General features: G+C 72.2%; 22 protein-coding genes and 1 pseudogene. 7 read left to right on the forward strand and 16 right to left on the reverse strand.

Annotated elements, in window-relative coordinates:
- Nucleotides 1-84: 84 nt before the first annotated feature.
- The 5 genes from ABZ876_RS19625 to ABZ876_RS19645 form a co-directional block, all read right to left on the reverse strand.
- A complete protein-coding gene (locus tag ABZ876_RS19625; protein ID WP_361782327.1) occupies nt 85-2,214 on the reverse strand; it encodes a 3-hydroxyacyl-CoA dehydrogenase NAD-binding domain-containing protein in 2,130 nt (709 codons plus the stop codon).
- Nucleotides 2,211-3,428, reverse strand: a complete 1,218-nt coding sequence (locus ABZ876_RS19630; protein ID WP_361782330.1) for an acetyl-CoA C-acyltransferase — start codon at nt 3,426-3,428, stop codon at nt 2,211-2,213. Before ABZ876_RS19630 ends, ABZ876_RS19625 begins: the two co-directional genes overlap by 4 nt.
- Before the next feature lie 551 nt (nt 3,429-3,979).
- The gene (locus tag ABZ876_RS19635; protein ID WP_361782333.1) at nt 3,980-5,254 is read right to left on the reverse strand and encodes a ribonuclease D; all 1,275 of its coding nucleotides are present in this window, start codon (nt 5,252-5,254) and stop codon (nt 3,980-3,982) included.
- Between the two features lie 319 nt (nt 5,255-5,573).
- Nucleotides 5,574-6,236, reverse strand: a complete 663-nt coding sequence (locus tag ABZ876_RS19640; protein ID WP_003993737.1) for a response regulator transcription factor — start codon at nt 6,234-6,236, stop codon at nt 5,574-5,576.
- A gap of 297 nt (nt 6,237-6,533) precedes the next feature.
- On the reverse strand, nt 6,534-7,202 hold the full coding sequence (locus tag ABZ876_RS19645; RefSeq protein WP_361782336.1) for a DUF3000 domain-containing protein: 669 nt from the start codon (nt 7,200-7,202) through the stop codon (nt 6,534-6,536).
- A gap of 314 nt (nt 7,203-7,516) precedes the next feature.
- Here ABZ876_RS19645 and hemE point away from each other — a divergent pair, with 314 nt between their 5' ends.
- Nucleotides 7,517-8,584: a uroporphyrinogen decarboxylase gene (hemE, locus tag ABZ876_RS19650; RefSeq protein ID WP_361782339.1), complete on the forward strand. Its 1,068-nt coding sequence runs from the start codon at nt 7,517-7,519 to the stop codon at nt 8,582-8,584.
- Between the two features lie 33 nt (nt 8,585-8,617).
- Here the strand turns inward: hemE and ABZ876_RS19655 are convergent, their stop codons facing one another.
- Nucleotides 8,618-9,436, reverse strand: coding sequence for a rhomboid family intramembrane serine protease (locus ABZ876_RS19655; protein ID WP_361782342.1), 819 nt, complete (start codon nt 9,434-9,436; stop codon nt 8,618-8,620).
- Nucleotides 9,437-9,562: 126 nt separating this feature from the next.
- On the opposite strand from ABZ876_RS19655, the gene ABZ876_RS19660 reads away from it, so the two are divergent.
- On the forward strand, nt 9,563-9,901 hold the full coding sequence (locus ABZ876_RS19660; RefSeq protein WP_234513900.1) for a hypothetical protein: 339 nt from the start codon (nt 9,563-9,565) through the stop codon (nt 9,899-9,901).
- Between the two features lie 47 nt (nt 9,902-9,948).
- On the opposite strand, the gene ABZ876_RS19665 is transcribed toward ABZ876_RS19660, so the two are convergent.
- Together ABZ876_RS19665 and ABZ876_RS19670 are read right to left on the reverse strand one after the other, a co-directional pair.
- Nucleotides 9,949-11,346, reverse strand: a complete 1,398-nt coding sequence (locus ABZ876_RS19665) for an FAD-dependent oxidoreductase (protein ID WP_361782345.1) — start codon at nt 11,344-11,346, stop codon at nt 9,949-9,951.
- A 27-nt stretch (nt 11,347-11,373) separates the two neighbouring features.
- Nucleotides 11,374-12,330: a DUF4349 domain-containing protein gene (locus ABZ876_RS19670; RefSeq protein ID WP_361782348.1), complete on the reverse strand. Its 957-nt coding sequence runs from the start codon at nt 12,328-12,330 to the stop codon at nt 11,374-11,376.
- A 160-nt stretch (nt 12,331-12,490) separates the two neighbouring features.
- Here ABZ876_RS19670 and hemG point away from each other — a divergent pair, with 160 nt between their 5' ends.
- Nucleotides 12,491-13,948 carry a protoporphyrinogen oxidase gene (hemG, locus tag ABZ876_RS19675; RefSeq protein ID WP_361782351.1) on the forward strand — a complete coding sequence of 486 codons (1,458 nt, stop codon included), beginning with the start codon at nt 12,491-12,493 and terminating at the stop codon, nt 13,946-13,948.
- 4 nt (nt 13,949-13,952) lie between these two features.
- Entirely contained in the window at nt 13,953-14,684 is a 732-nt protein-coding gene (hemQ, locus tag ABZ876_RS19680) for a hydrogen peroxide-dependent heme synthase (protein WP_361782354.1), read from the forward strand.
- 42 nt (nt 14,685-14,726) lie between these two features.
- Here the strand turns inward: hemQ and ABZ876_RS19685 are convergent, their stop codons facing one another.
- A complete protein-coding gene (locus tag ABZ876_RS19685) occupies nt 14,727-15,497 on the reverse strand; it encodes a DUF4142 domain-containing protein (protein WP_361782357.1) in 771 nt (256 codons plus the stop codon).
- Between the two features lie 393 nt (nt 15,498-15,890).
- Here ABZ876_RS19685 and ABZ876_RS19690 point away from each other — a divergent pair.
- Nucleotides 15,891-16,115: pseudogene (locus tag ABZ876_RS19690) on the forward strand (hypothetical protein); the annotation flags it as partial.
- Nucleotides 16,116-16,122: 7 nt separating this feature from the next.
- Here the strand turns inward: ABZ876_RS19690 and ABZ876_RS19695 are convergent.
- The gene (locus ABZ876_RS19695; RefSeq protein WP_361782360.1) at nt 16,123-17,487 is read right to left on the reverse strand and encodes a DUF692 domain-containing protein; all 1,365 of its coding nucleotides are present in this window, start codon (nt 17,485-17,487) and stop codon (nt 16,123-16,125) included.
- Nucleotides 17,488-17,906: 419 nt separating this feature from the next.
- Between ABZ876_RS19695 and ABZ876_RS19700 the strand changes: the two genes are divergently transcribed.
- Complete coding sequence (locus ABZ876_RS19700; RefSeq protein ID WP_361782363.1) at nt 17,907-18,842, forward strand: glycosyl hydrolase family 16; 936 nt, start codon at nt 17,907-17,909, stop codon at nt 18,840-18,842.
- A 36-nt stretch (nt 18,843-18,878) separates the two neighbouring features.
- Here ABZ876_RS19700 and ABZ876_RS19705 read toward each other — a convergent pair whose 3' ends face one another.
- Nucleotides 18,879-19,820, reverse strand: a complete 942-nt coding sequence (locus ABZ876_RS19705) for a DMT family transporter (protein ID WP_361782366.1) — start codon at nt 19,818-19,820, stop codon at nt 18,879-18,881.
- Between the two features lie 81 nt (nt 19,821-19,901).
- Here ABZ876_RS19705 and ABZ876_RS19710 point away from each other — a divergent pair, with 81 nt between their 5' ends.
- Nucleotides 19,902-20,828 (forward strand): LysR family transcriptional regulator, encoded by a 927-nt coding sequence (locus tag ABZ876_RS19710; RefSeq protein ID WP_361782369.1) that lies wholly within the window; start codon nt 19,902-19,904, stop codon nt 20,826-20,828.
- Between the two features lie 16 nt (nt 20,829-20,844).
- On the opposite strand, the gene ABZ876_RS19715 is transcribed toward ABZ876_RS19710, so the two are convergent.
- The 5 genes from ABZ876_RS19715 to ABZ876_RS19735 form a co-directional block, all read right to left on the reverse strand.
- Nucleotides 20,845-21,138, reverse strand: a complete 294-nt coding sequence (locus ABZ876_RS19715; RefSeq protein WP_361782372.1) for a hypothetical protein — start codon at nt 21,136-21,138, stop codon at nt 20,845-20,847.
- 64 nt (nt 21,139-21,202) lie between these two features.
- Nucleotides 21,203-21,952, reverse strand: a complete 750-nt coding sequence (locus ABZ876_RS19720; protein WP_361782375.1) for an aminoacyl-tRNA hydrolase — start codon at nt 21,950-21,952, stop codon at nt 21,203-21,205.
- Between the two features lie 53 nt (nt 21,953-22,005).
- Nucleotides 22,006-22,191, reverse strand: coding sequence for a hypothetical protein (locus ABZ876_RS19725; RefSeq protein WP_361782378.1), 186 nt, complete (start codon nt 22,189-22,191; stop codon nt 22,006-22,008).
- 29 nt (nt 22,192-22,220) lie between these two features.
- Nucleotides 22,221-23,084 carry a polysaccharide deacetylase family protein gene (locus ABZ876_RS19730; protein ID WP_361782381.1) on the reverse strand — a complete coding sequence of 288 codons (864 nt, stop codon included), beginning with the start codon at nt 23,082-23,084 and terminating at the stop codon, nt 22,221-22,223.
- A gap of 255 nt (nt 23,085-23,339) precedes the next feature.
- Nucleotides 23,340-24,413, reverse strand: a complete 1,074-nt coding sequence (locus tag ABZ876_RS19735) for a slipin family protein (protein WP_361782384.1) — start codon at nt 24,411-24,413, stop codon at nt 23,340-23,342.
- Nucleotides 24,414-24,451 lie beyond the last annotated feature (38 nt).

Here is a 24,451-nt window from a genome sequence, read left to right on the forward strand (position 1 = left end):
CCCGCGGCCGTACGACGAAGGGCCTCCGCGGAGTGCGGAGGCCCTTGTCATGTACGCGGTTGCCGTCGGGTTCGGCTGTGGCGGTTACGCCGGAACCGACGCCACGCCCGGCTCCAGGAACTTCTTGCCGGTCACACGCTCGGAGACACCCTCGCGGTCCAGATACGCCGTGATGCCGCCCAGGTGGAAGGGCCAGCCCGCGCCCGTGATCAGGCAGAGGTCGATGTCCTGGGCCTCGGCCACGACGCCTTCCTCGAGCATCAGGCCGATCTCCTGCGCGACCGCGTCGAGCACGCGGGCACGGACCTGCTCCTCGGTCAGCACCGTGTCGCCCTGCTTCAGCAGCGCGGCGACCTCCGGGTCCAGCTCCGGCTTGCCGCTGTCGTAGACGTAGAAGCCGCGCTTGCCCGCCTCGACGACCGCCTTGAGGTTCGGGGAGACCGTGAAGCGCTCCGGGAACGCCCTGTTGAGGGTCTCCGAGACATGCAGGCCGATCGCCGGGCCGACGAGCTCCAGCAGCACCAGCGGGGACATCGGGAGACCGAGCGGCTCGACCGCCTTCTCCGCGACCTCGACCGGGGTGCCCTCGTCGATGACGTTCTGGATCTCGCCCATGAAGCGGGTGAGGATGCGGTTGACGACGAACGCCGGGGCGTCCTTGACCAGGACCGCGGTCTTCTTCAGCTTCTTGGCGACGGCGAACGCCGTGGCGAGCGACGCGTCGTCGGTCTTCTCGCCGCGGACGATCTCCAGCAGCGGCAGCACCGCGACCGGGTTGAAGAAGTGGAAGCCGACGACCCGCTCCGGGTGCTTCAGCTTCGACGCCATCTCCGTCACGGACAGCGAGGAGGTGTTGGTCGCGAGGACCGCGTGCGCGGGCGCGACCGCCTCGACCTCCGCGAACACCTTCTGCTTGACCGACATCTCCTCGAACACGGCCTCGATGACGAAGTCCGCGTCCGCGAAGCCCGCCGCCTTGTCCAGGACACCGGACACCAGCCCCTTGAGGCGGTTGGCCTTGTCCTGGTTGACGCGGCCCTTGGCGAGCAGCTTGTCGATCTCGGCGTGGACATAGCCCACACCCTTGTCGACGCGCTCCTGGTCGATGTCCGTGAGGACGACCGGGACCTCGAGGCGGCGCAGGAAGAGCAGGGCGAGCTGCGAGGCCATCAGGCCCGCGCCGACCACGCCCACCTTGGTGACAGGGCGCGCCAGGTTCTTGTCGGGCGCACCCGCGGGACGCTTGCCGCGCTTCTGCACCAGGTTGAACGCGTAGATGCCGGCGCGCAGTTCGCCGCCCATGATCAGGTCCGCGAGGGCCTGGTCCTCGGCGTCGTAACCCTGCTGAAGGTCACCGTTCTTGGCGGCGGCGATGATGTCGAGCGCGCGGTAGGCGGCCGGGGCCGCGCCGTGCACCTTGCCGTCGGCGATGAAGCGGCCCTTGGCGACGGCCTGGTCCCAGGCCTCACCGCGGTCGATCACGGGACGCTCGACGACGATGTCGCCCTTGAGGACGGACGCCGTCCAGATGAGCGACTGCTCCAGGAAGTCGGCGCCCTCGAAGAGGGCGTCGGCGATGCCCAGCTCGTAGACCTGCTTGCCCTTGAGCTGCTTGTTCTGGTTGAGCGAGTTCTCGATGATGACCGAGACTGCCTTGTCGGCGCCGATCAGGTTCGGCAGCAAGGTGCAGCCGCCCCAGCCCGGGACCAGGCCGAGGAACACCTCGGGGAGGGAGAACGCCGGGAGGGCCGCGGACACCGTGCGGTAGGTGCAGTGCAGGCCGACCTCGACGCCGCCGCCCATCGCCGCGCCGTTGTAGTAGGCGAACGTCGGTACGGCCAGCTTCGACAGGCGCTTGAAGACCTCGTGGCCGCCCTTGCCGATGGCCAGCGCGTCCTCGTGCCGCTTCAGCAGCTCGACGCCCTTGAGGTCGGCGCCGACCGCGAAGATGAACGGCTTGCCGGTGATGCCGACGCCGACGATGTCGCCGTCCGCGGCCTCCTTCTCGACCTGGTCGATCGCGGTGTTGAGGTTCGCGAGCGACTGCGGGCCGAAGGTGGTCGGCTTGGTGTGGTCCAGGCCGTTGTCGAGGGTGATCAGGGCGAAGCGCCCGGCGTTCAGCGGCAGGTCGAAGTGGCGTACGTGCGCCTGCGTGACGACCTCGCCCGGGAACAGCTCGGCCGCACCCTTCAGCAGCTCAGCGGTGGTGCTCACTTGTCCCCCTCGAAGTGCGGGTTCTCCCAGATGACGGTCGCGCCCATGCCGAAGCCGACGCACATGGTGGTCAGGCCGTAGCGGACCTGCGGCTGCTCCTCGAACTGGCGGGCCAGCTGCGTCATCAGACGGACGCCGGAGGAGGCGAGCGGGTGACCGAAGGCGATGGCGCCGCCGTACTGGTTGACGCGCTCGTCGTCGTCCGCGATGCCGTAGTGGTCCAGCAGGGCCAGGACCTGCACCGCGAAGGCCTCGTTGATCTCGAACAGGCCGATGTCGGAGATGGACAGGCCCGCCTTGGCGAGGGCCTTCTCCGTCGCCGGGATCGGGCCGTAGCCCATGACCTCCGGCTCGACGCCCGCGAAGGCGTACGAGACCAGGCGCATCTTGACGGGCAGGCCGTTCTCGCGCGCGAAGTCCTCGGAGGCGATGATCGAGGCGGTGGCGCCGTCGTTGAGACCGGCCGCGTTGCCCGCGGTGACCCGGCCGTGGACGCGGAACGGCGTCTTGAGGTTCGCCAGGTTCTCCAGGGTGGTGCCCGGGCGCATCGGCTCGTCGGCGGTGACCAGGCCCCAGCCCGTCTCGCCGGCCTCGGGGCTGGTGCGGCGGACCGAGATCGGCACCAGGTCCTGCTGGATCTTGCCGTTGGCGTACGCCTTGGCGGCCTTCTCCTGCGAGCGCACCGCGTACTCGTCGGCACGCAGCTTGGTGATGTGCGGGTAGCGGTCGTGCAGGTTCTCCGCAGTCATGCCCATGAACAGGGCGGACTCGTCGACCAGCTTCTCGCTCACGAACCGCGGGTTCGGGTCGACGCCCTCGCCCATCGGGTGGCGGCCCATGTGCTCGACACCACCGGCGATGACGGCGTCGTAGGCGCCGAACGCGATGGAGCCCGCCGTGGTCGTCACGGCCGTCAGCGCGCCCGCGCACATACGGTCGATGGAGTAGCCGGGCACCGAGGTCGGCAGGCCCGCGAGGATGCCCGCGGTACGGCCGATGGTCAGGCCCTGGTCGCCGATCTGTGTGGTCGCGGCGATGGCGACCTCGTCGATCTTCTTCGGGTCGAGACCCGGGTTGCGGCGCAGCAGCTCCCGGATCGCCTTCACGACGAGGTCGTCGGCGCGGGTCTCGTGGTAGATGCCCTTCGGGCCCGCCTTGCCGAACGGGGTACGGACGCCGTCGACGAAGACGACGTCCCTGACGGTACGAGGCACGATGGCTCTCCTCCAGGTGCGGGATGGCACTGCTGCGACGCACTGAGCGCGCGCTCAGCCCCATGCTACTTGTGGGTAACCAAGCTGCCCACCCCCGCCGGGCCAAGCGGTGAAGGTCACACCGTCGGCAGGGGTCGTGTGCGGGCCGGTTGGCGCAATTTCGATGGGACTGTTCCGCTTCGAGCGGGGGTGCGAGGCGCGGATGGGCCGCCGGGGCCGAGGGGTGCTGCGCGCTGGATGTCGGTTGACCTTTGCGTGGGCTGGGCGCCGTCGGTTGACCTTTGCGTGGTCCCGGCCCCCGCCGGAGCAGACTTCGGCGCAGCCCGGCGCGCCCGTGGCCGTCAGGCAGAGGGCGTCGCTGTGGCGGTCCGGTGAGGGCTGTGATCCGGCCTGTCCGGTGTGGCGCCTGTGCCCGTACGGCAGCGGGACACGCATCCGGCCGTCCGTCACATACGGCCGGTGCCTGTGGCCGTCCCGCGGGGCGATCCGTGCCGTTCGGACGGGGTCGTGCAGTGGCGGGGCGGCTCGTGGCCGCGCCCGCGCGTCGGATGTCAGCCGCTGGTGGACAGGGCTCCCACCAGTACCGGTGTGACCTGCTCGACCTGCCAGGGCCGGGCGCCGTATCCGGAGAGCGCGGCCGCGACCGATGCGGCGTCGGGCGACTTCGGCGGCTCCCAGCACAGGCGCCGCACGATGTCCGGGGAGATCAGATTCTCCTGCGGCATCGTGAGCCGTTCCGCGAGCCCGGAGACCGCGGCACGCGCGGCGGACAGCCGGGCCGCGGCCGCCGGGTCCTTGTCGGCCCACGCGCGCGGCGGCGGGGGACCGGCCACCGGCTGGCCGGGCTGCGGCAGCTCGGCCTCGGACAGGGCCCTGGCCCGGTCGATCGCGGCCTGCCACTGCTCCAGCTGGCGTCGGCCCATGCGGTGACCGAAGCCGTTCAGTGATGCCAGGGCGTGCACGTTCGGCGGCAGGGTCAGCGCGGCCTCGACGATCGCGGCATCCCCGAGCACCTTGCCCGGCGAGACGTCCCGGCGCTGCGCGATCCGGTCGCGGGTCTGCCACAGCTCACGGACGGCGGCCATCTGCCGGCGGCGGCGCACCTTGTGCATCCCGGACGTACGGCGCCAGGGGTCCTTGCGCGGCTCGGCAGGCGGCGCGGAGGCGATCGCCTCGAACTCCTGCCGGGCCCAGTCGAGCTTGCCCTGCCGGTCCAGGTCCTTCTCCAGGGCGTCCCGCAGGTCGACGAGCAGCTCGACGTCGAGGGCGGCGTAGCGCAGCCACGGTTCGGGCAGCGGCCGGGTCGACCAGTCGACGGCCGAGTGCCCCTTCTCCAGTACGAAGCCCAGGACGCTCTCCACCATCGCGCCGAGGCCCACCCGGGGGTATCCGGCGAGGCGCCCCGCCAGCTCGGTGTCGAACAGGAGCGTGGGCAGCATGCCTATCGCCCGCAGACAGGGCAGGTCCTGGGTGGCGGCGTGCAGCACCCACTCCACTCCGGAGAGCGCCTCGCCGAGGCCCGACAGGTCGGGGCAGGCCACAGGGTCGATCAGCGCGGTGCCCGCGCCCTCGCGGCGCAGCTGGACCAGATAGGCGCGCTGGCCGTATCGATAGCCGGACGCACGTTCGGCGTCGACGGCGACGGGGCCGCTGCCGGCGGCGAAAGCGGCGATCACCTCGGCGAGCGAGGCATCGTCGGCGATCACGGGCGGAATGCCGTCGCGCGGCTCCAGCAAGGGGATCGGCGCCGCTTCGACATCGTCCGGAGGGGCGCCTCCGGTGGTTCGCAGTGAGCTGTCTGCTGCGGTCTCTTGGGCGTCGGTCACCTGTCAAGGGTATCTGTGCGTGGACGGCGCCCGTCGACGGAACGTTCCGTCGACGGGCGCGAGAGGGGCGTAAACCAGTCACGTGCGTCACATGGCGGAGCGGGCTTCCCGTGCTCGCGGGCTGCGCGGGGCGGGCGCGTCCAGGGGGTGATGGGTGACCCGGATTCGGGTCGGCGGCGGCTCGGTGTGGACGCGGACCGGGGTGAGGGGCTGGGTGGGGGATGCGGATGTCCGGACGGGGGATGGGGGGACGGGAGCAGGGCTGGGTGTCGGACGCGGTTGGGGGATGCGGGGGTTGGGGTGCGGGCTGCGGGGCGGGTCAGTGGATGATGCCGGTCCTGAGGGCCACCGCCACCATTCCGGCGCGGTCCCCGGTGCCCAGCTTGCGGGCGATACGGGCCAGGTGGCTCTTGACGGTCAGCGCGGACAGGCCCATGGAGACGCCGATCGCCTTGTTCGACTGACCCTCGGCGACGAGGCGCAGCACCTCCACCTCGCGTCCGGACAGTTCGCGGTAGCCGCCCGGGTGACTCGGGGCACCCGGGGGGCGGCGGTGCAGGCGTGCGGCGGCGGCGCCGATCGGGGCGGCGCCGGGTCGGGTGGGGAGTCCGACGTTGGTGCGCGTACCGGTGACGACGTAACCCTTCACTCCGCCCGCGAGGGCGTTGCGGACCGCGCCGATGTCGTCGGCGGCGGACAGGGCCAGACCGTTGGGCCAGCCCGCGGCGCGGGTCTCCGACAGCAGGGTGAGGCCGGAGCCGTCGGGGAGGTGGACGTCGGCGACGCAGATGTCACGCGGGTTGCCGATACGGGGCCGGGCCTCCGCGATCGACGACGCCTCGATGACGTCGCGCACTCCTAGCGCCCAGAGATGGCGGGTGACGGTGGAACGGACCCGGGGATCGGCCACGACCACCATGGCGGTCGGCTTGTTCGGGCGGTAGGCGACCAGGCTTGCGGGCTGCTCGAGGAGAACGGACACCAGGCCTCCTGGGGGTGCGGGACGGGGCCGGCTCTGGGGATGAAGCCGGGACGAACCGTGCTTTCAAGGTCACAGTCGTCTTCGGCACCAAACCCGTGCTCCTTTAGAGAATGATCACGATTTGGTGAGTAACAATCCGGGCAATTCGGACGCGCGAGCGATCAAGTGAAGATCGGGTCGGTTCGGTCATTTACGGAGAAGGGTCCGAAAGTGGTCGTATCGACAAAGAGATGGCAAGGAACGTCAAGTCAGGATTGACAAGACATGGCGTACGTGCGTGTGTGTGCCGCGTATGCGTCAGTGCGGCTGCGGGCCCCGCCGCTGCGGCAGCGTCACCACGGATCCGTCTCCCGGGCTCGCCGGGGGCAGGCCCGCCACCTGGGCCAGCAGATCGCACCAGGAGGCCAGATGGGCTGCGGTGTCCGGGGTGTCGCCGAGGCCCTCACGCGGTGTCCAGGAGGCGCGGATCTCGATCTGGGAGGCGGCAGGGCGCGCGGCGAGTCCGCCGAAGTAGTGGGAGCTCGCGCGCGTGACGGTGCCGCTCGGCTCGCCGTACGACAGTCCGCGGGCCTGGAGGGCGCCCGTCAGCCAGGACCAGCACACATCGGGCAACAGGGGATCCGCGGCCATCTCCGTTTCCAGTTCCGCGCGCACCAGGGTGACCAGGCGGAAGGTTCCCTGCCAGGCTTCGTGCCCGGCCGGGTCGTGGAGCAGGACGAGCCGCCCGTCTGCCAGTGCCTCCCCCTCCGCGACGACCGAGGCCTCCAGGGCGTACGCGAACGGGGCCAGCCGCTGCGGCGGGCGTGTGGGCTCGATCTCGATCTCGGACCGCAGGCGCGCGGTCCTCAGCGCGTCGACAGCGGCGCGGAACGGCAGCGGAGCCGTATCCCTCGCATCCTGGTCTTCCTCCCCCGCGTCGTCCGTTCCGCCAGCGCCGTCCGTCAGTCGTCCCTGAGCCGCAGCCATGCGGGGAAGAGTAAGGGGAAGAAAGCGCGTTCGCAGGGAGAGACACCCGATGCCTCCGGCGGTTTGGCGGGGAACGGCGCGGTGGGGTCGCGACCGTCGCCGCCCGGGTGCTGCCGTGCGCGGGTGCGCCCCCGGGAAGCGCTTCGAGCCGTGCCCGGCCGCGGAGCCGTACAGGGCGTCACGGCCCCCGCCCGGGGAGCCGGTGCGATGCCTCACAGCCCCGCCCGCGAAGGCGGGTTCCGGCCGGGCGCCCCCCGGTCCGGGTGCCGCCCACCCCGGACGGGGCTGTCGGTGCGGCGTGCGAGACTTTTGGCGTGAGTGCCAATGACCGCCCCGCGACGGGCCAGCCGATAGCGACGTACGACTCCGCCTTCCTGAAGGCGTGCAGGCGCGAGCCCGTGCCGCACACACCGGTGTGGTTCATGCGGCAGGCCGGTCGCTCCCTGCCCGAGTACCGCAAGGTGCGCCAGGGCATCCCCATGCTCGAGTCCTGCATGCGGCCCGAGCTGGTCACGGAGATCACGCTCCAGCCGGTCCGCCGGCACGGCGTGGACGCGGCGATCTACTTCAGCGACATCGTCGTCCCCCTCAAGGCGATCGGTGTCGACCTCGACATCAAGCCCGGCGTCGGCCCCGTCGTCGCGCATCCGGTCCGCACCCGCGCCGACCTGGCGCAGCTTCGCGACCTGACCCCCGAGGACGTCTCGTACGTCACGGAGGCCATCCGGCTGCTCACCGCCGAGCTGGGCGCGACCCCGCTGATCGGCTTCGCGGGCGCCCCCTTCACCCTCGCGAGCTACCTCATCGAGGGCGGCCCCTCCCGGACGTACGAGCACACCAAGGCGCTCATGCACGGCGACCCGCAGCTGTGGGCCGACCTGGTGGACCGGCTCGCGGACATCACGGCCGCGTTCCTGAAGGTGCAGATCGAAGCGGGCGCCTCCGCGGTTCAGCTCTTCGACTCGTGGGCCGGCGCCCTCGCCCCCGCCGACTACCGCCGCTCGGTGCTGCCGGCCTCGGCCAAGGTCTTCCGGGCCGTCGAGGGGTACGGCGTGCCCCGTATCCACTTCGGCGTCGGCACCGGCGAGCTGCTCGGTCTGATGGGCGAGGCCGGCGCGGACGTCGTCGGTGTCGACTGGCGTGTCCCGCTCGACGACGCGGCCCGCCGTGTCGGTCCCGGCAAGGCTCTTCAGGGCAACCTCGATCCGGCGGTCCTCTTCGCCCCGAGGGAGGCCGTCGAGGCCAAGACCCGCGAGGTGCTCGACGCCGCCGCCGGTCTCGAGGGCCATGTCTTCAACCTCGGCCACGGCGTCATGCCGGATACCGACGCGGACGCGCTCACCCGGCTCGTGGAGTACGTCCACACGCAGACGGCACGCTGACCGTCCCCCGGCAGAAGGACCCCGTCCGCCGCCTCACCAACCGGGCCGCGCCTGCCTGCCCCACTGCACACGGCGCGGCTCGGGCGGCGGCGGGGTGCCCCGGCGCAGCGGCCAGGCCAGGACCATGCCCACGAGGAAGCCGACCACATGGGCCGCGTACGCCACCGTCCCGGCCTTGGAGACCCCTGCCCCGGACGAGTAGAGCGCCTGGAGCACGAACCAGAAGCCCAGCACCGCCCACGCGGGCAGTCGCAGCGGCAGGAAGAGCAGGAACGGCATCAGGATCCAGACCCTGACCCTTGGGTAGAGGACCAGATACGCGCCGAGCACCCCCGCGATCGCGCCGGACGCCCCGATCAGCGGATCGCCCGAGGTGTCGTTGAGATACGCGAAGCCGTACGCGGCGGCGTAGCCGCACGCCACATAGAAGAGCGCGAACCGGATGTGGCCCAGGCGGTCCTCGATGTTGTTGCCGAAGATCAGCAGGAACAGCATGTTGCCCAGCAGGTGCAGCCAGCTGCCGTGCAGGAACATGGCGGTGAAGACGGACGCCGGCGGCGACTTGTGGTACTCCGGCGGGCCCACCACGCAACCCGGGCCGTGCGGTCCGACGCCCACCGCACCCGAGGGCACCAGCCGCGGAAGCTGATCGTGGATCAACTCCCGGGGCACCGCAGCGTAATGCTCCAGGAACGCCTGGAGGTGACACAGCTGGGGCAGGTCGCTCTGCCCCGCCACCGAGCCCGCGATGCCGGGGGTGAACAGGAAGACCACGAAGTTGGCCGCGATCAGGGCATACGTCACATAGGGCGTGCGCCGTGCCGGGTTCACGTCATGAACGGGGATGACCACAAGGAAGTAGTGCCCTGGATGCGACCGGCAAATCGGTGAACGTGGCGCTCCGTCCGTGCGTATGTCTCCTCAACCGGCAGCGGTGCGGGGAAAGCCGTGTCGCGGGGACGACGTGAGGAACAGGCGATGAACGACCGAGTTACTCCTCCGATACACGCTCTGCCCGACGGCGAGGCCGAGCTGGCGCTCGTGGTCCGCCTGCCCTGGGAGGACGTTGCCCGGCTCGGCCAGGAGGCCGGGCGGCTGGCTTCCCAGATGCAGCGTCCCGTGACCCTCGACGAGGCCGTCAGCCACCGTCTGCGCTCCACCCGGCCCGCCGCGCACGCCAAGCCGGCCGCGCAGCCCCAGCCGGCCGCCGTGACCTCCAGCGCGTCCGTGTCCTCGCTGCCGTCGCGGCCGCCGGCCGAGCAGGCCCGGCAGGCGATCGAGAGGATCAACGGAGTCGGCCAGCACGAGACGGCCTGACCTGCCGCGCCCCGCGACCCCGTGGGAACCGCGGGCGGGCGCGTCGCCTACCGGGGCGCTTTCCCCACCGCCGTGGCCGCCTTGCGCGCGGCCACCAGAACCGGGTCCCACACCGGGGAGAACGGCGGGGCGTACCCCAGGTCGAGGGCCGTCATCTCCTCCACCGTCATTCGTGCCGTCAGCGCCACCGCCGCGATGTCGACGCGTTTGGCCGCGCCCTCCCGGCCGACGATCTGCACGCCGAGCAGCCGCCCCGTGCGGCGTTCGGCGAGCATCTTGACGGTCATGGGCGCGGCGTCCGGGTAGTAGCCCGCGCGGCTGGTCGACTCGACGACGACCACCTCGTACTGGAGCCCGGCCCGCCGTGCGTCCTTCTCGCGCAGTCCGGTGCGTGCGATCTCCAGGTTGCAGACCTTGCTCACGGCCGTGCCCACCACGCCCGGGAAGGTGGCGTAGCCCCCGCCGGCGTTGGTGCCGATGACCTGCCCGTGCTTGTTGGCGTGGGTGCCCAGGGCGATGTGCCGTTCGCGCCCCGAGACCAGGTCGAGCACCTCGACGCAGTCGCCGCCGGCCCAGATGTTCTCGTGGCCGCGCACCCGCATCGCCAGGTCGGTGAGCAGCCCGCCGTGCCCGCCGAGCGGCAGACCGGCCGCCTTCGCGAGGGCGGTCTCCGGTTCGACGCCGATCCCGAGGATCACCACGTCGGCCGGGTACTCGGCCGCGTCCGTGGCGACCGCCCGGACCGGGGACGGGCTCCCGTCCTTCGTCAGGATCCCGGTGACCGCGGCGTCGTTCACCATGGTGATCCCAAGGCCCTCCATGGCGTCGTGCACCAGTCGGCCCATGTCCGGGTCGAGGGTCGCCATGGGCTCGCTGCCGCGGTTGACGGCCGTGACCTCGTAACCGCGGTTGATCAGCGCCTCGGCCATCTCCACGCCGATGTAGCCCGCGCCGACGACCACCGCGCGGCGCCCCTCGGTGGTTGTCAGCGTGTCCAGCAGGGCCTGGCCGTCGTCGAGGGTCTGCACCCCGTGCACCCCGGGCGCGTGGATACCGGGCAGTTCGGGGCGGACGGGGCGGGCACCGGTCGCGATCACGAGCTTGTCGTAGGACGTCCACGCCTCGGCCCCGGAATCGGCGTCACGCGCGCGTACCCGGCCGCGCGCGACATCGATCTCCGTGACCTCCGTGCGCATCCGCAGATCGATGCCGCGCGCCCGGTGCTCTTGCGGTGTGCGGGCGATCAGCCGGTCCCGGCCGGTGACGTCGCCGCCCACCCAGTACGGGATGCCGCACGCCGAGTACGAGGAGAAGCGGCCGCGTTCGAACGCCACGATCTCCAGTTCGTCAGGGCTCTTGAGGCGGCGTGCCTGCGATGCGGCGGACATGCCCGCCGCATCGCCCCCGATGACGACCATGCGCTCTCTCGTACGGCTCATGCTCATGCCCACACGCTACGGGGGAGCGGCTCCTCAGTCCCGCTCGCCCCGTTCCTCGTGCCCGGGCACCGCACCGGCCGCCGGGAGCGGGCCCGGCGCCGCAGCCCCACGCGCGGACAGCCGGGGGCGCACGGCCCGCAGCCACAGCAGTGCCAGCAGCGCGGCGAGCACCGCGAAGGGAAGCACCGCCCCGATCGCCAGTGCGATCCACCGCAGTAGCGTGACGAAGGCGTGCCAGCCGCCGGCCAGCGCGTCCAGGAAGCCCGGCCCGTTCTCCTTCGCCGCCTTCTTCACCGGTGTCGCGGACAGCGACAGGGTGATGGTGGCCAGGCTCGTGCGGTCCTTCAGGGACGCCTGCCGGGCCAGCAACGCCTCCAGATCGGCCTGGCGCGTGTTCAACTCGCCCTCCAGAGCCACCACATCACGGATTCCGGTGGCCCTGTCCATCAGCTCGCGCACCCGCGCCACGGCGGCCCGCTGGGACTTGACGCGGCTGTCGACGTCGACGACCTGGTCGGTGACGTCCTCGGCCTTGGTGGTGCGGTCGACGAGAGTGCCCGTGCCTTCGAGCGCGGCGAGCACCTCGTCGTACTTCCCGGCGGGGACCCGCAGGACGAGCCGGGTGCGCTCGTGTCCCTGGGCGTCCCGGCCGGTGTTCTCGCTGCCGACGAACCCGCCCGCGTTCTCGGTGGTCGCCCGCGCCTCCTCGAGCGCCTTGGGAACGTCCTTCACGCGCACGGTGAGGGACGCCGTCCGGATGATGGTGTTCTGGGTGAGACGGGGCACCGCGGCGCGGCTCCGGGAGCCCCCGCCCCCGCCGCCCCCGGCGGCTCCCGGCCGCCCTGCGTCGGGCGCGGCGGCCTCCGCCCCGCTCGCGCTCGCGGCGCTCTTGTCGTCGGCGCCCGATCCGCAGCCCGCGAGCGCGAGCGCCGCGACGAGCAGCGTGGCGGCCAGCGCCCGGACCGGCCGAGCCGAACGTGGAGAGTGCATACGGTCCTACCCCCGAGGGTTGTCGTGACGGACGCTCCTTCGACGCCGCACCCTGCCGGAACGTTTGGCCGGATCCGGTTCCGGTGCGGTCACGGTCGGGACTCGGCGGGGACACAGGGCCCCCGCGGCACTGTCCGTGGGGTCTGAGAGGCTGGAGGACATGAGCGCACTGCACGCCCGCGCGGACGCCGGGCACGTCGTCGTCATCGGAGGCGGGATCGCAGGACTGGCCGCCGCCCACCGGCTGCTGGACCGGGGCGCGCGTGTGACGGTCCTGGAGGCGTCGGACCGGGTCGGCGGCAAGCTGCTGCCCGGTGAGATCGCGGGCGTGCGGGTCGACCTCGGGGCCGAGTCGATGCTGGCACGGCGGCCCGAGGCGATGGCGCTGGCCCGTGCGGTGGGCCTCGGGGAGCACCTCCAGCCGCCGGCCACGGCGACCGCCTCGATCTGGACCCGCGGCGCCCTGCGGCCGATGCCCAAGGGCCACGTCATGGGCGTCCCCGGCACCGCGTCCGCCCTCCTCGGACTCCTCTCGGGGGAGGGACTGCGCCGCATCGAGCGCGACACGCTGCTGCCGCGTACGGAGATCGGCGACGACGTCGCGGTCGGGGAGTACGTGGCGGAGCGTCTCGGCCACGAGGTCGTCGACCGCCTGGTGGAGCCCCTGCTCGGCGGGGTGTACGCGGGCGACGCGTACCGCATCTCGATGCGCTCGGCGGTGCCGCAGCTCTTTCAGGCCGCGAAGGCCCATGACTCGCTGACGGAAGCGGTCCGCGAGATCCAGGCGAAGGCGGCCGCGGCCGCGCAGACGGGCCCGGTGTTCATGGGCGTCGAGGGCGGCGTCGGTCAACTCCCGCTCGCCGTCGCCGAGTCGGTTCGGGCCAAGGGCGGAGAGATCCTCCTGAAGACCGTCGCGGACCGGCTGCGGCGCACTTCCGAAGGATGGGAGGTCCTGGCCGGGGACCACCTGATCGAGGCGGAGGCGGTGATCGTCGCCACTCCCGCCCCGGGGGCCGCCCGCCTGGTGGGCACCGCGTCCCCCGAGGCCGCCGCCGAACTGCGCACGGTCGAGTACGCCTCCATGGCCCTGGTCACCCTCGCGTACCGCCGCGCCGACGCCGCCCTCCCGGAGGGCAGCGGCTTCCTGGTACCGCCGGTCGACGGGCGCACGATCAAGGCATCGACCTTCGCCTCCCGGAAGTGGGGCTGGATCGCGGACGAGGACCCGGACGTGCTCGTCCTGAGGACGTCCGTCGGCCGGTACGGGGAGACAGAGATCCTCGAACACGAGGACGCCGACCTCGTGGCCGTCTCGCGCCACGACCTGCGGGAGGCGACCGGCCTGGACGCCGCTCCGGTGGAGACCCGCGTCACCCGCTGGACCGACGGCCTGCCCCAGTACCCCGTCGGTCACCACGCGCGCGTGGCCCGCATTCGCGAGCATGTCGCACGGCTCCCGGGTCTCGCCGTGTGCGGTGCGGCCTACGACGGCGTCGGCATCCCGGCCTGCATCGCGAGCGCGCACGCGGCCGTGGACCAGCTGGGCGGTGACCTGCGCGCGGTGCAGCAGCTCACCGCCGACCCGGTGCAGAGCCTCCACGGCGGAGCGGGAGAATAGGCACATGAGTGACGACGCCCCCACCACCGAGTCCGGCAGGATCCCGAACAAGGGCAAGCTGGCCAAGGACCTCAACGAGGTCATCCGCTACACGCTGTGGTCCGTCTTCAAGCTGAGGGACGTGCTGCCCGAGGACCGTGCCGGTTACGCCGACGAGGTGCAGGAGCTGTTCGACCAGCTCGCCGCGAAGGACGTGACCATCCGCGGTACGTACGACTTGTCGGGCCTGCGTGCCGACGCCGACCTCATGATCTGGTGGCACGCGGAGACCAGCGACCAGCTTCAGGAGGCGTACAACCTCTTCCGCCGTACCAAGCTGGGCCGCGCTCTCACTCCGGTCTGGTCGAACATGGCGCTGCACCGCCCGGCCGAGTTCAACCGCTCGCACATCCCGGCGTTCCTCGCCGACGAGACGCCGCGCAACTACGTCAGCGTCTACCCGTTCGTTCGCTCGTACGACTGGTATCTGCTGCCGGATGAGGACCGCCGCCGCATGCTCGCGGACCACGGCAAGATGGCCCGCGGCTACCCGGACGTGCGCGCCAACACGGTCGCCTCGTTCTCCCTCGGCGACTACGAGTGGGTTCTCGCCTTCGAGGCCGACGAGCTGCACCGCATCGTCGACCTCATGCGCCACCTGCGCGGCTCGGAGGCCCGGATGCACGTCCGCGAGGAGGTGCCCTTCTTCACCGGCCGCCGGAAGTCGGTGGCCGAGCTGGTCGCCGGTCTCGCCTGACCGCGTCGCATGCGCCGGGCGCCACCAGGGACGCCCGGCGCGTCAGCCTGTCACGGGGGGAGGGCTGGAAGCGGCGGGCGGCAGCGGATATGCCGCCGACGGTCTCGCCGGAACCGGTGTGCCCGGTTGCTCCGTGGGGCCCGGTGGAGCGGGGGAAGTGGTGAGCGGCGGTGGGGCGGCGGTGGCCGCGTCCCGGGCCAGCGCGTCGAAGTCGACGTAGCCGGTGGCCTCCAGGACCTTGATGTGGTCGAGCACGGTGGCGTTCGCGTCGTCGGCGAGGGCCCGCACCAGCGAGTTGCGGGTGGTGGCGCGGACCTGGGCGACGACGGTGAAGACCTTGCCGTGGGCCTGGCGCAGAAGGTTGGCGAAGTCGCGGTCGTACTCCTCGCCCTGGGCCTTGTCCAGGGTCGCCAGCCACTCGCGCTGCTGTGCGTTGGGCTGGTTGGGCAGGGCGAGGCCGAGCCGCCCGGCGACGTCGCGGACGCGCGCGTCCAGGAACGTGTGGCCCTCGACGAGGTGCTGTCCCGCGGTGCGGACGGCCTCGGTGGTGCCCTTCTGCTCGGCCTGCTGTCCCGCCGGCAGCTCCCACAGCCCGGCCAGCCGGACCCGGGTGACGAAGTCCCGGTCCAGCGCGGACAGCGGGCCGTAGCTCGTGGAGAAGGTTTGGGCGTTCAGGGTGTCCAGGCCGGTGCCGGAGCGGTCCGCGTAGGACCAGACCGGGAAGACCAGGGCGGCGAGGGTTCCCGCGAGCAAGGTGATGAGGATCCCGGTGCCACTGAGGATTCCTCGGCCTTTCACGGGTCTGGATCGCATGGTTCCTCCTGCTTGCGGCACCGCACGTTGCTGCGTTTCGGGTGCGGTTCGGCATATTACTGCGCAGTCCGAGCCAACTGCCGTACAAGAAGAAACAGTTGGAAAGCGGGCATGACGCGTCCAATGCCCTGTGCCTGAAGAGGGGCATTCCTCAGCCAAGGAGAGCAAAACGACCGCCGTGGTCCGCCGTAGGCCACGGTGTTAGCCGCGGCACATTTCCGCGAAGACGGCCTCCCGCACCCGCCCGCGGGTGGTAGGGGCCCGGGGGCTCAGTGCCGTAGCAGTACCCGGCGGGTGGCGCGGGCCAGGCGGGCCGCTGGGTGCCGGGACGGCGGGGTGGGGTCCGAGCGCTCCGGCCGCCGGTGACGCAGCCGCCGGACTCCTTCGCCGCGCCGGTGGCGCAGGCGCCGGCTGCCGGCGGTCCAGGAGCGCCCGCGCGGTGTGCCGACCCTGGTGGCGGAGTGCGCGTTCGCGGACATGGCGCACGACCACGACAGCGGCGACGCGCGCGGGGGGATCGACATCATCACCGCGATCGGGGCGCAGGAGGCGGCGAGCGCGCCGGCTGCGGAGCCGTGCCGCTGCGTGGTTCTCGAACTCGGCATGCCGGACGGGGCCCGGGGGCTCAGTGCCGTAGCAGTACCCGGCGCGTGGCGCGGGCCAGGCGGGCCGCTGGGTGCCGGGACGGCGGGGTGGGGCCCGAGCGCTCCAGCCACCAGTCACGCAGCCGCCGGCGCGCCCCGGCGTCCTCGGGGAGCCCCACGAGCAGCAGGTGCTCGGCGAAGCCGAGGGCGTCGCGCCGGTAGCCGCCGGTCATCGGGCGGCCCTGGGCGTAGTCGAGAAAGGCCGGCCGGTACGCCTCCCCGAGGATCACCGGCAGCTCGGGCGCGACCTTGGCGACGACACCGGCCCGTTTGGCGGCGAGGGCGCGCGCCTGCACCCCGATCCGTACCCGGTCGAACCCCTCGGGCACGGGCGTACCGGCGACGAGGCAGGACAGCAGCGCGGCCTGCGCAAGCCCGAGCCGCTGCCGTACGAGCGGCGCGAGCCCGGCCCCGGCACCACCGCCGCCGGAGCCGGGGCCCGCTCCGTCCGCCGGCCCGTCCGGCCCCGCTTCCCGCACCCGCCCTGGAGGCACGGTGCCGACGGCGGCGTGCGTCCTCGGTGGCGTCCTGTCGACCGTCCGCCGGATGGCGGACAACTCCCGCTCCAGTTCGCCCGGTTCGGGAAAGTTCTCGTCGCGTTCCAGCAGCACCCCGGGCGGGGTGGCGCGCGACGCCAGGTCGGCCAGGACGTCGAGGACCGCTTGCGGCACCGGGTGCGCGTGGCTGTCGTGCCAGACGCCGTCGCGTTCGAAGCCGCCCGCTACATGGACGTACGCGATGGCCTCGACGGGCAGCTCGTCGAGCGCCCGGGCGGGGTCATCGCCCCGGTTGACGTGGTTCGTGTGCAGGTTGGCGACGTCGATCAGAAGACGTACGCCGGTGCGGTCGACCAGGTCGTACAGGAACTGTCCCTCGGTCATCTCCTCGCCCGGCCAGGAGATCAGAGCCGCGATGTTCTCCACGGCGAGCGGCACGGGCAGCGCGTCCTGGGCGATGCGGATGTTCTCGCACAGGACGTCCAGCGCGTCGCGGGTGCGCGGGACCGGGAGCAGGTGGCCCGCCTCCAGCGCCGGCGAGGCGGTCAGCGGTCCGCCCGCCCGTACGAATGCGATGTGCTCGGTGACCAGCGGCGACCCGAGGGCCTGGACGCGCTCGGCGAGCGCGGACAGCCGTGTCTCGTCGGGACGGTCCGCGCCGCCGAGGCCGAGGGAGACACCGTGCGGGACAACGGTGACACCGCGCTCGCGCAGGCGTACCAGCGACTCGTGCAGGTGACCGGGGCAGACGTTCTCGGCGACGGCCTCGACCCAGTCGATGTCCGGCATCCGCTCCACCGCGTCGGCGATCTCCGGCCGCCACCCGATGCCCGTACCCAGTTGCTCCATCGTCCCCTCCTCCGCCACGGATCCACAGATCCACCGGCGCGCCCCCTGCGAACCACGGCCGTACCGACGGCACCGGCCGTCCCCGTCCCCGTCCCGTCCTCGCCCAGCCCGTCCTCGCCGCGCCCGTCCCCGTCGACGAACCGCCGCTGCCGGTGTGACGGAGTCATGGCCCCGGCCGGACCGGGCCGAACCCTCCCCGGCGACCTTCAGAGGAACATTTGAGGTTCCGCCCGCCGCCCGCCGCTGGCCGCATCGGTCGGGGCGGTCGGGGCGGTCGGGGCGCAGTTTCACCTCAATGGGGGCCCTGGCGCCCGCGATCTCCAGGAACAGCTGTTGCTGACCATGCGGCACCGCGCGGCGGCCCTCAAGCCCGCGCCTGCCGCCACGCCGCTCGCAGCCCGGGCTCACCAGGAAGATCCGTGATCACAATGCGCTGTCGCCCCCTCGCGCACCGCCTGCGCGGTGTCGTCGCCCTCGCCCCCGCCGCGCTCGTGGCGGCCCTCCTCATGCCATCGCAGGCGCAGGGCGCAACGCCGTCCCAGGACGCCTGCCACACCCTCGACACCGTCATGCCGCACGGTGACTGCGGGCCCTTCCACCAGGTCTTCGCCGACAACTTCAACGGGCAGCGCATCCCCCTGGGGGCCTTCTCCTACTGCGCCGGGGACGGCGACTTCAAATGCGCCGGTCTGCGGAAGTACGGCACCGGGCCGGGGTCGGTGTACTGGTCGTTCGGCGCCTACCCGCGCGGCTGGTACGACACCGCGAACCCCAAGAACCACTCCAACGGCAACACCCGCACCTTCGGCGGCGAGTACCGCGCCGACGACACCACCTGGATCGGCCCGTCCCCCGCCGGCGACGGCCAGCTGCATGTGCGCATGTACCGGCCGCCGACCGGCGACAACCATGTGGCCGCACTGGTGCCGCTGGGATGCATGGACATCCGCTACGGCAAGTTCAGCGAGCGCTGGCGCGTCCACGGCACGCTGGACGGCTACAAGATGGCCCATCTGCGCTATGCCGAAAGTGAGATCGACTTCCCGGAGGCAGGCGAGAACTTCGCCTACGACCCGATCAGCGCCTTCGTCCACGGCTTCAGCGAGTACAACGCGGACGCCCCCGGCCGGTGGACCGACTGGCACACCAGCACCTACGAGATCACCCCGTCCGGCGTCACCTTCTACCTGGACGGCCGCCGGATCGGCCAGGTAGCGGGCGACAACCCCGACGCCACGGCCTGGGTGCTCCAGAACGAGTCGAGCCTCGGCGGCAACTACGCGGCCCCGGGCTCCTCGGTCCAGATCGATACGACCTGGGTGACCTGCTACACGTACGACGGGACGGGCCGATGAGCCGTACCGCGTCGTGGTGCGGTCCGAGGAGGCGGATCAGGCGCTGCTCAGCGTCGTGGCCCGACAGGTGTCGTTCTCCTTCGTCCCCTCCAAGGCGCGGTGGGCCTGCTCGATGGCCTGCCCCCAGTAGGTCCCGGCCACCATCAGCACCGCGCCGAGGGCGGCGAGAGCGGTCAGGTGCTCGCCGCCGATGCCGACGCCGATGGCGGCGGCCCACACGGGTTCGGTGCCCAGCAGGAGACTGGCCCTGCTCGCGGAGGTGCGCTGGATGGCCCATGTCTGGGCGAGGAAGGCGAACACGCTGCAGAACAGGGCGAGATAGACCAACTGCACCCATGTGCCGGCGGTGACATGAGCCGGCGTCGGCAGACCTGCCGCGGCGGCCGGTGCGAGGCACAGCACCGCCCCGACGACGGTCTGGAGGGATGTCAGCTGAAGCGGCCGCAGTGAACGGCCCACGGTGAGCCGCCCGACCAGGGCCACATGGACGGCTCGGACCACAGCCGCGGCCAGCATCAGGACGTCGCCCACCCCGGGAGCATGCAACCCGTGTACCGAAGTGAGCAGGCCGACCGCCACGACGCACACGCCGGCGGCGAGGAAGAAGCGCGGCGGCACCCTGCCGCGGCCGCCCGAGCGATCGAGCAGCGGCGTGATCACCAGGGTCAGGCTGATGAGCAGCCCCGCGTTCGCGGCGCTCGTGTGCGCCACCCCGTACATCTCCAGTACCAGGACCGCCGTCTGGGTCAGGCCCAGAACGAACCCGATGCGGATCTCCTCCCGCGTCCAGGGGACCCGCCGTCGCCGCGCGGCGGCCAGCACCAGGGGAAGGCTCAGCACCGCGGAGAGCAGGTAGCGCAGGAACAGCACCGCCAGGACCGGGGCGGCGCCGACGGCCGTCTTCGCCGCCAGATAGCTGGAGCCCCAGACCATCGCGACCAGCAGGAGCACCAGATCGGTTCGACGTGTGTCAGGCATGCCCCTCACGGTGCCCGACCAGCACAATGAAGCCAAGTACCAACTTCTGAAGTGAACTTTTAGCAGAGCTACAATATCCCGGTGGACGAGAGACAGCTACGGGTCCTGCGCGAGCTGGGAGAACTGGGCAGCGTCACGGCGGCGGCGGAGGCGCTGAGGGTCACCCCTTCGGCGATCTCCCAGCAGCTGCGGCTGTTGCAGCGCTCGGTCGGCGTTCCGCTCACCGAGCGCGAGGGCCGGCGCCTGGTGCTCACCCCGGCCGGACGCGCTCTGGCCGACGCCGCGATCGACGTCGAGACCGCCCTGGCCCGAGCCCGCCACAGCGTGGAGGACTTCCTCGGCCGGGCCGACGGCTCGGTGTCGGTGGCGGCCTTCCACAGCGCCGCCGCGGCCTTCTGGCCTCATCTGGTGCGCACTCTGGCCGCCCCCGGCTCCCCGCGGCTCGCGTTCGCCGACGAGGACGTCGCCCAGGACGACTTCCCGCCCCTGACCCGTGAGTACGACATCGTCCTCGCCCACCGCCTCGACCATGCCGCGCCCTGGCCTCAGACCGTGTCCGTCACCGCCCTGCTGCACGAACCGCTCGACGTCGCCCTGCCCACCGGCCACCCCCTGACCGCCAAGCCGCGGCTGAGCCCGCGCGATGTGGCCGACGAGCCCTGGATCACCGTCCACGACGGCTTCCCGCTGATGGCGACCATCGAGGCCATCGCCGCCGCGGCGGGCCGCCGCCTCCACCTAGCCCACCGCATCAACGAGTTCGCCGTGGTGGCCCAGGTCGTGGCGGCCGGCGCCGGAATCGCCCTGATGCCGCGCTGGACCGCCCGCCCGCACGTCGGAGTGGCCCTCAGACCTCTGGTCGGCGTCAGCGCACGACGTCATATCGACGCACTCCATCGCCCCGAACACGCGGCGCGCACGGCCGTGCGGACGGTCCTCACCGAGCTGCGGCGCGCGGCAGCCGTCATCAGCGGCCAGGCCCCCGGCGACAAAGAGCCGCACTGCTGAGGCGGACACCCATTCGTCACACAGCGTGAATATCCGGCCGGACCTCCACGATGATGTCCGCGTCCGCCTCGTCGCCCTCCTCGTCGCGCCAGAGGAAGACCCGCACATGCCGTGCCCGGGGGAGGCCGCGCACCTTCCACTCGGTCATCAGGTCGGCGACGACGAGGGCGACGGCATACTGGGCGCCCTGGCTCGAACCGGCGGCGGAGATCGTCCCCGCCCATCGTTCCGGGTCGCTGCCGTAGGGGCGCCATCCCTCCGAGCCGTGCGGCTCGAACACTCGGTACACCCAGTCCGTCTCGGTGCCCATAAGGCCGATCCTGTCACCAAGGAGGCCCATGTGCCGCCTCGGAGCCGCCCCGGCCGAGCGGACCTCAGCCTCGGCGCAGGGCCGGGTGGTCCGCCACCACCGTGCAGCTGCCCGGGGCGATCTCCGTGAAACCCGCGTCGCGTACCAACGGCAGGCCGGACGCGGTCAGTTCACGCCAGCGGGACGGCGGTGCCGTGCGGACCTGGAGCGTGAAGCCGGTCTCGCGCCAGGCGGCGCGCTCGTCATCCGGCAGGGCCCACCAGGCGAGGTGAGCGCCATGACCGGCCTGGGCCATCGCCTTGCCCGCGGACATCTCCAGCTCCGGGTTCAACCACAGCACCGGTGCCGACGGGTCGGGCGCGAGGGGCGGCTCCGGGTCCTCCAGGTCCGTGCCCGAGACCTGGAGCCGGGCCAGGTCCTTGGGCCAGCCGTCCAGCGGGACGGGCGGGAAGACCCGTACCTCCGCCGACTTGCCGGTGACCGTGATGCCGGGCAGCGCCTCGGCCCGGCGCCACTCCGCGCCACGCGCCCGGCGCACCACCTTGCGGATCCGCGCGTCCTGCCAGTCCCGCATCGCCCGGGCCCACTCTCCCTCGCCCCGTGAGCGCTCGTCGCCGAGGATCACCAGCACGGTACGCGCCGCGGTCTCCAGCGCGTCCGTACGCGCCGGGGGAGCGGCCCGCTCGATGCGCACCACCAGCGGCAGGACGAACTGCGGCGCCGCGTCGCGTGGGGTGCGCTCGGAGCGGAAGGGGCTGTCCTGGCCGCCGTGCGGGGAGTCCGCCGACGCTGCGGGGGTCTGGTCACTGCTCACGACGCCCAGTGTGCCAGCCGGAAGATCGGGTCATCGGCGCGGTCGCCTGGGCGTCAGCCGGAGCAGGCCGCGCGTTGTGCCTCCTGCCATGTGCGGACCGGGCAGAACGTGATCCCCTTGTACGACTCCGGGTACTCGGTCGGCTCCCGGCACAGCACGCACTCGGCGAACGGCGGGCCGTCCGCCGTGGGCGCCGGGGTCACTGCCGGCGTTGCCCCCGTATCGCAGTGGTCGCTCATGCCCCGGCGTAGGCGCAGCCGGCCAGGGTCTAGCCGCCTCCGCCCGGCGCCCCCATCAGCTCGGAGACCTTGACGAACCGGTAACCCTGCTTGCGCAGCTCGGGCACCAGCGCCCGCACCGCCGGCTCGGTCACCGGAGCCGCGCTCCGTGTGCAGTGCATGACGACCACGGAACCGGGCCGCACCCCTCGCAGCACCTGCCGCGCCACCGCGTCCGCGTTCGTCGCGAACGCGTCCCCGCTGACCACGTCCCACTGGACCGAGGTGACACCGAGCGGGCTGAGCGCGCGCAGGGCCCGGTTGTCGTAGCAGCCCCCGGGGAAGCGGAAGTACGGCATCGGGTGGGCGACGCCCGCCTTGCGGATCGAGGTGAAGGCACGCTCCACATCCGAGCGCATCCGCGACTCGGGCAGGACCGGCAGTCCGTAGCAGCCGTCGGTGAAGGAGTAGTGGCTGTAGGAGTGGTTGGCGACCTCGAAGAGCGGGTCCTGGCCGATGTCCCGCGCTTCCTCGGGGTACTGGTCGGCCCACCGGCCCGTCATGAACACGGTGGCCGGCACCTTCAACTCGCGCAGCGCGTCGATCAGCCCGGGATTGTCGAAGCGCTCACCGTCGGCCGCCCGCGGCCCCTCGTCCGCGGTCATGTCCGCGTCGAAGGTGAGGGCGACGGCCTTCTCCTGCGTCCGGGCGCTCTTGAAGACGGGCATCAGGCCGCCGGACCCGGGCGCGAGCGTCGCCGTCCCGGAGGTGGCCGCCGAGGACGACACCGGGGCCGGCGCCGAGGAGCGCGCCGAGGGCCGCTCGGGGCCCTGTGGAGCGTTCGGGGCTTCGCAGGCGGCCAGGACGGCGCCGACCACGCCTACGGCGGCGATGCGTCGTACAAGAGAGATCACCGCACCAACGTATGGGCGGACCTGCGGTGCCACGGCCATCGCGCCGGTGTGCCGGGCCGGCGTACCGGTGAAGTCACCCGCCCGGCCTTCAGCCCCCGTGCACCAGGCCGCGTCGGGCTCCCCGACGGCCCGCCGATGCGACAAGCGGTGCGTGCCGGCCCAGACCACCGCGCGCCCTGGCCGATGAGGAGGTCTTCGGGCGCCGGGCGCCGGTGGGAAGCTCCTGCAGATCGTCAAGCGGTCTGTGGGAGCGGTTCAGTCGTCGTGGGTGGGTGAGGCGGGGGTACTGTGCCGGGGCGGCGGCGGCACATCCTCCGGCGGGGGCTCCGCCCACAGCTCCGGGGGCGCCTCGCCCGAAGGAGCGTGGGCGCCTTCGCCGACCGGGGCCTGGGCGAGCCCGTGCACAGCCGCCTCGGCGGTCTCTCCGGAAAGGTCCGGCGTCGCCTCCTCTCCTGCCTGCGGTGCCGACATGCCCGCGGCCAACCGCTCCGGGGCGTCGGAGGCCGCCGGGACCGCGACCGAGGTTTCCGGTGCCGATCGCGTCCCGCCTCGCCCCGCCACGCCCTCGGGCTGCCCCGACCGCTCCAGGAACCGCAGCAACTCGACCGGGAAGGGCAGGACCAGCGTGGAGTTCTTCTCCGCCGCGACCGCCACGACGGTCTGGAGCAGCCGCAGCTGGAGCGCGGCGGGCTGCTGGGACATCACCCCGGCGGCCTCCGCCAGCTTCTTGGACGCCTGGAGCTCCGCGTCCGCGTTGATGACGCGAGCCCGGCGCTCGCGGTCCGCCTCCGCCTGGCGGGCCATCGACCGCTTCATCGTGTCCGGCAGCGACACGTCCTTGATCTCGACCCGGTCGATCTGCACGCCCCAGCCCACGGCGGGACTGTCGATCATCAGCTCCAGGCCCTGGTTCAGCTTCTCCCGGTTGGACAGCAGGTCGTCCAGATCGCTCTTGCCGATGATCGAGCGCAGCGAGGTCTGTGCCATCTGCGAGACCGCGAACCGGTAGTCCTCGACCTGGATGAGCGCGTTGGCCGCGTCGATCACCTTGAAGTAGACGACCGCGTCCACGCGCACCGTCACGTTGTCCCGTGTGATGCCCTCCTGCCCCGGGACCGGCAGGGTCACGATCTGCATGTTGACCTTTTGCAGCCGGTCGACGAAGGGAACGATCACGGTGAAACCCGGCGGCCTCGGCGAGCCGAGGAGCCGTCCGAAGCGGAACACGACCCCACGCTCGTACTGCTTCACCACCCGGGCCGCCGCGGACACATACACAAGCCCCACGGCGCCGAGCCCCAGCAGGGCGCCCACCACCTCAGAGAGCATGACGACCTCCTCACCGAGAGGTCAGGTGTATCCGGTAC

The organism is Streptomyces sp. NPDC046931, from assembly GCF_040644655.1.
Lineage (GTDB): Bacteria > Actinomycetota > Actinomycetes > Streptomycetales > Streptomycetaceae > Streptomyces.

What these genes read in the sequence shown, in the direction of transcription:
- ABZ876_RS19645 (WP_361782336.1), bottom strand. Translation starts at nt 7,202, where the DNA reads ATGGCTGCGGCTCAGGGACGACTGACGGACGGCGCTGGCGGAACGGAC.
- ABZ876_RS19660 (WP_234513900.1), top strand. Translation starts at nt 9,563, where the DNA reads ATGAACGACCGAGTTACTCCTCCGATACACGCTCTGCCCGACGGCGAG.
- ABZ876_RS19665 (WP_361782345.1), bottom strand. Translation starts at nt 11,346, where the DNA reads ATGAGCATGAGCCGTACGAGAGAGCGCATGGTCGTCATCGGGGGCGAT.
- ABZ876_RS19670 (WP_361782348.1), bottom strand. Translation starts at nt 12,330, where the DNA reads ATGCACTCTCCACGTTCGGCTCGGCCGGTCCGGGCGCTGGCCGCCACG.
- hemG (WP_361782351.1), top strand. Translation starts at nt 12,491, where the DNA reads ATGAGCGCACTGCACGCCCGCGCGGACGCCGGGCACGTCGTCGTCATC.
- hemQ (WP_361782354.1), top strand. Translation starts at nt 13,953, where the DNA reads ATGAGTGACGACGCCCCCACCACCGAGTCCGGCAGGATCCCGAACAAG.
- ABZ876_RS19685 (WP_361782357.1), bottom strand. Translation starts at nt 15,497, where the DNA reads ATGCGATCCAGACCCGTGAAAGGCCGAGGAATCCTCAGTGGCACCGGG.
- ABZ876_RS19695 (WP_361782360.1), bottom strand. Translation starts at nt 17,487, where the DNA reads ATGGAGCAACTGGGTACGGGCATCGGGTGGCGGCCGGAGATCGCCGAC.
- ABZ876_RS19705 (WP_361782366.1), bottom strand. Translation starts at nt 19,820, where the DNA reads ATGCCTGACACACGTCGAACCGATCTGGTGCTCCTGCTGGTCGCGATG.
- ABZ876_RS19715 (WP_361782372.1), bottom strand. Translation starts at nt 21,138, where the DNA reads ATGGGCACCGAGACGGACTGGGTGTACCGAGTGTTCGAGCCGCACGGC.
- ABZ876_RS19725 (WP_361782378.1), bottom strand. Translation starts at nt 22,191, where the DNA reads ATGAGCGACCACTGCGATACGGGGGCAACGCCGGCAGTGACCCCGGCG.
- ABZ876_RS19735 (WP_361782384.1), bottom strand. Translation starts at nt 24,413, where the DNA reads ATGCTCTCTGAGGTGGTGGGCGCCCTGCTGGGGCTCGGCGCCGTGGGG.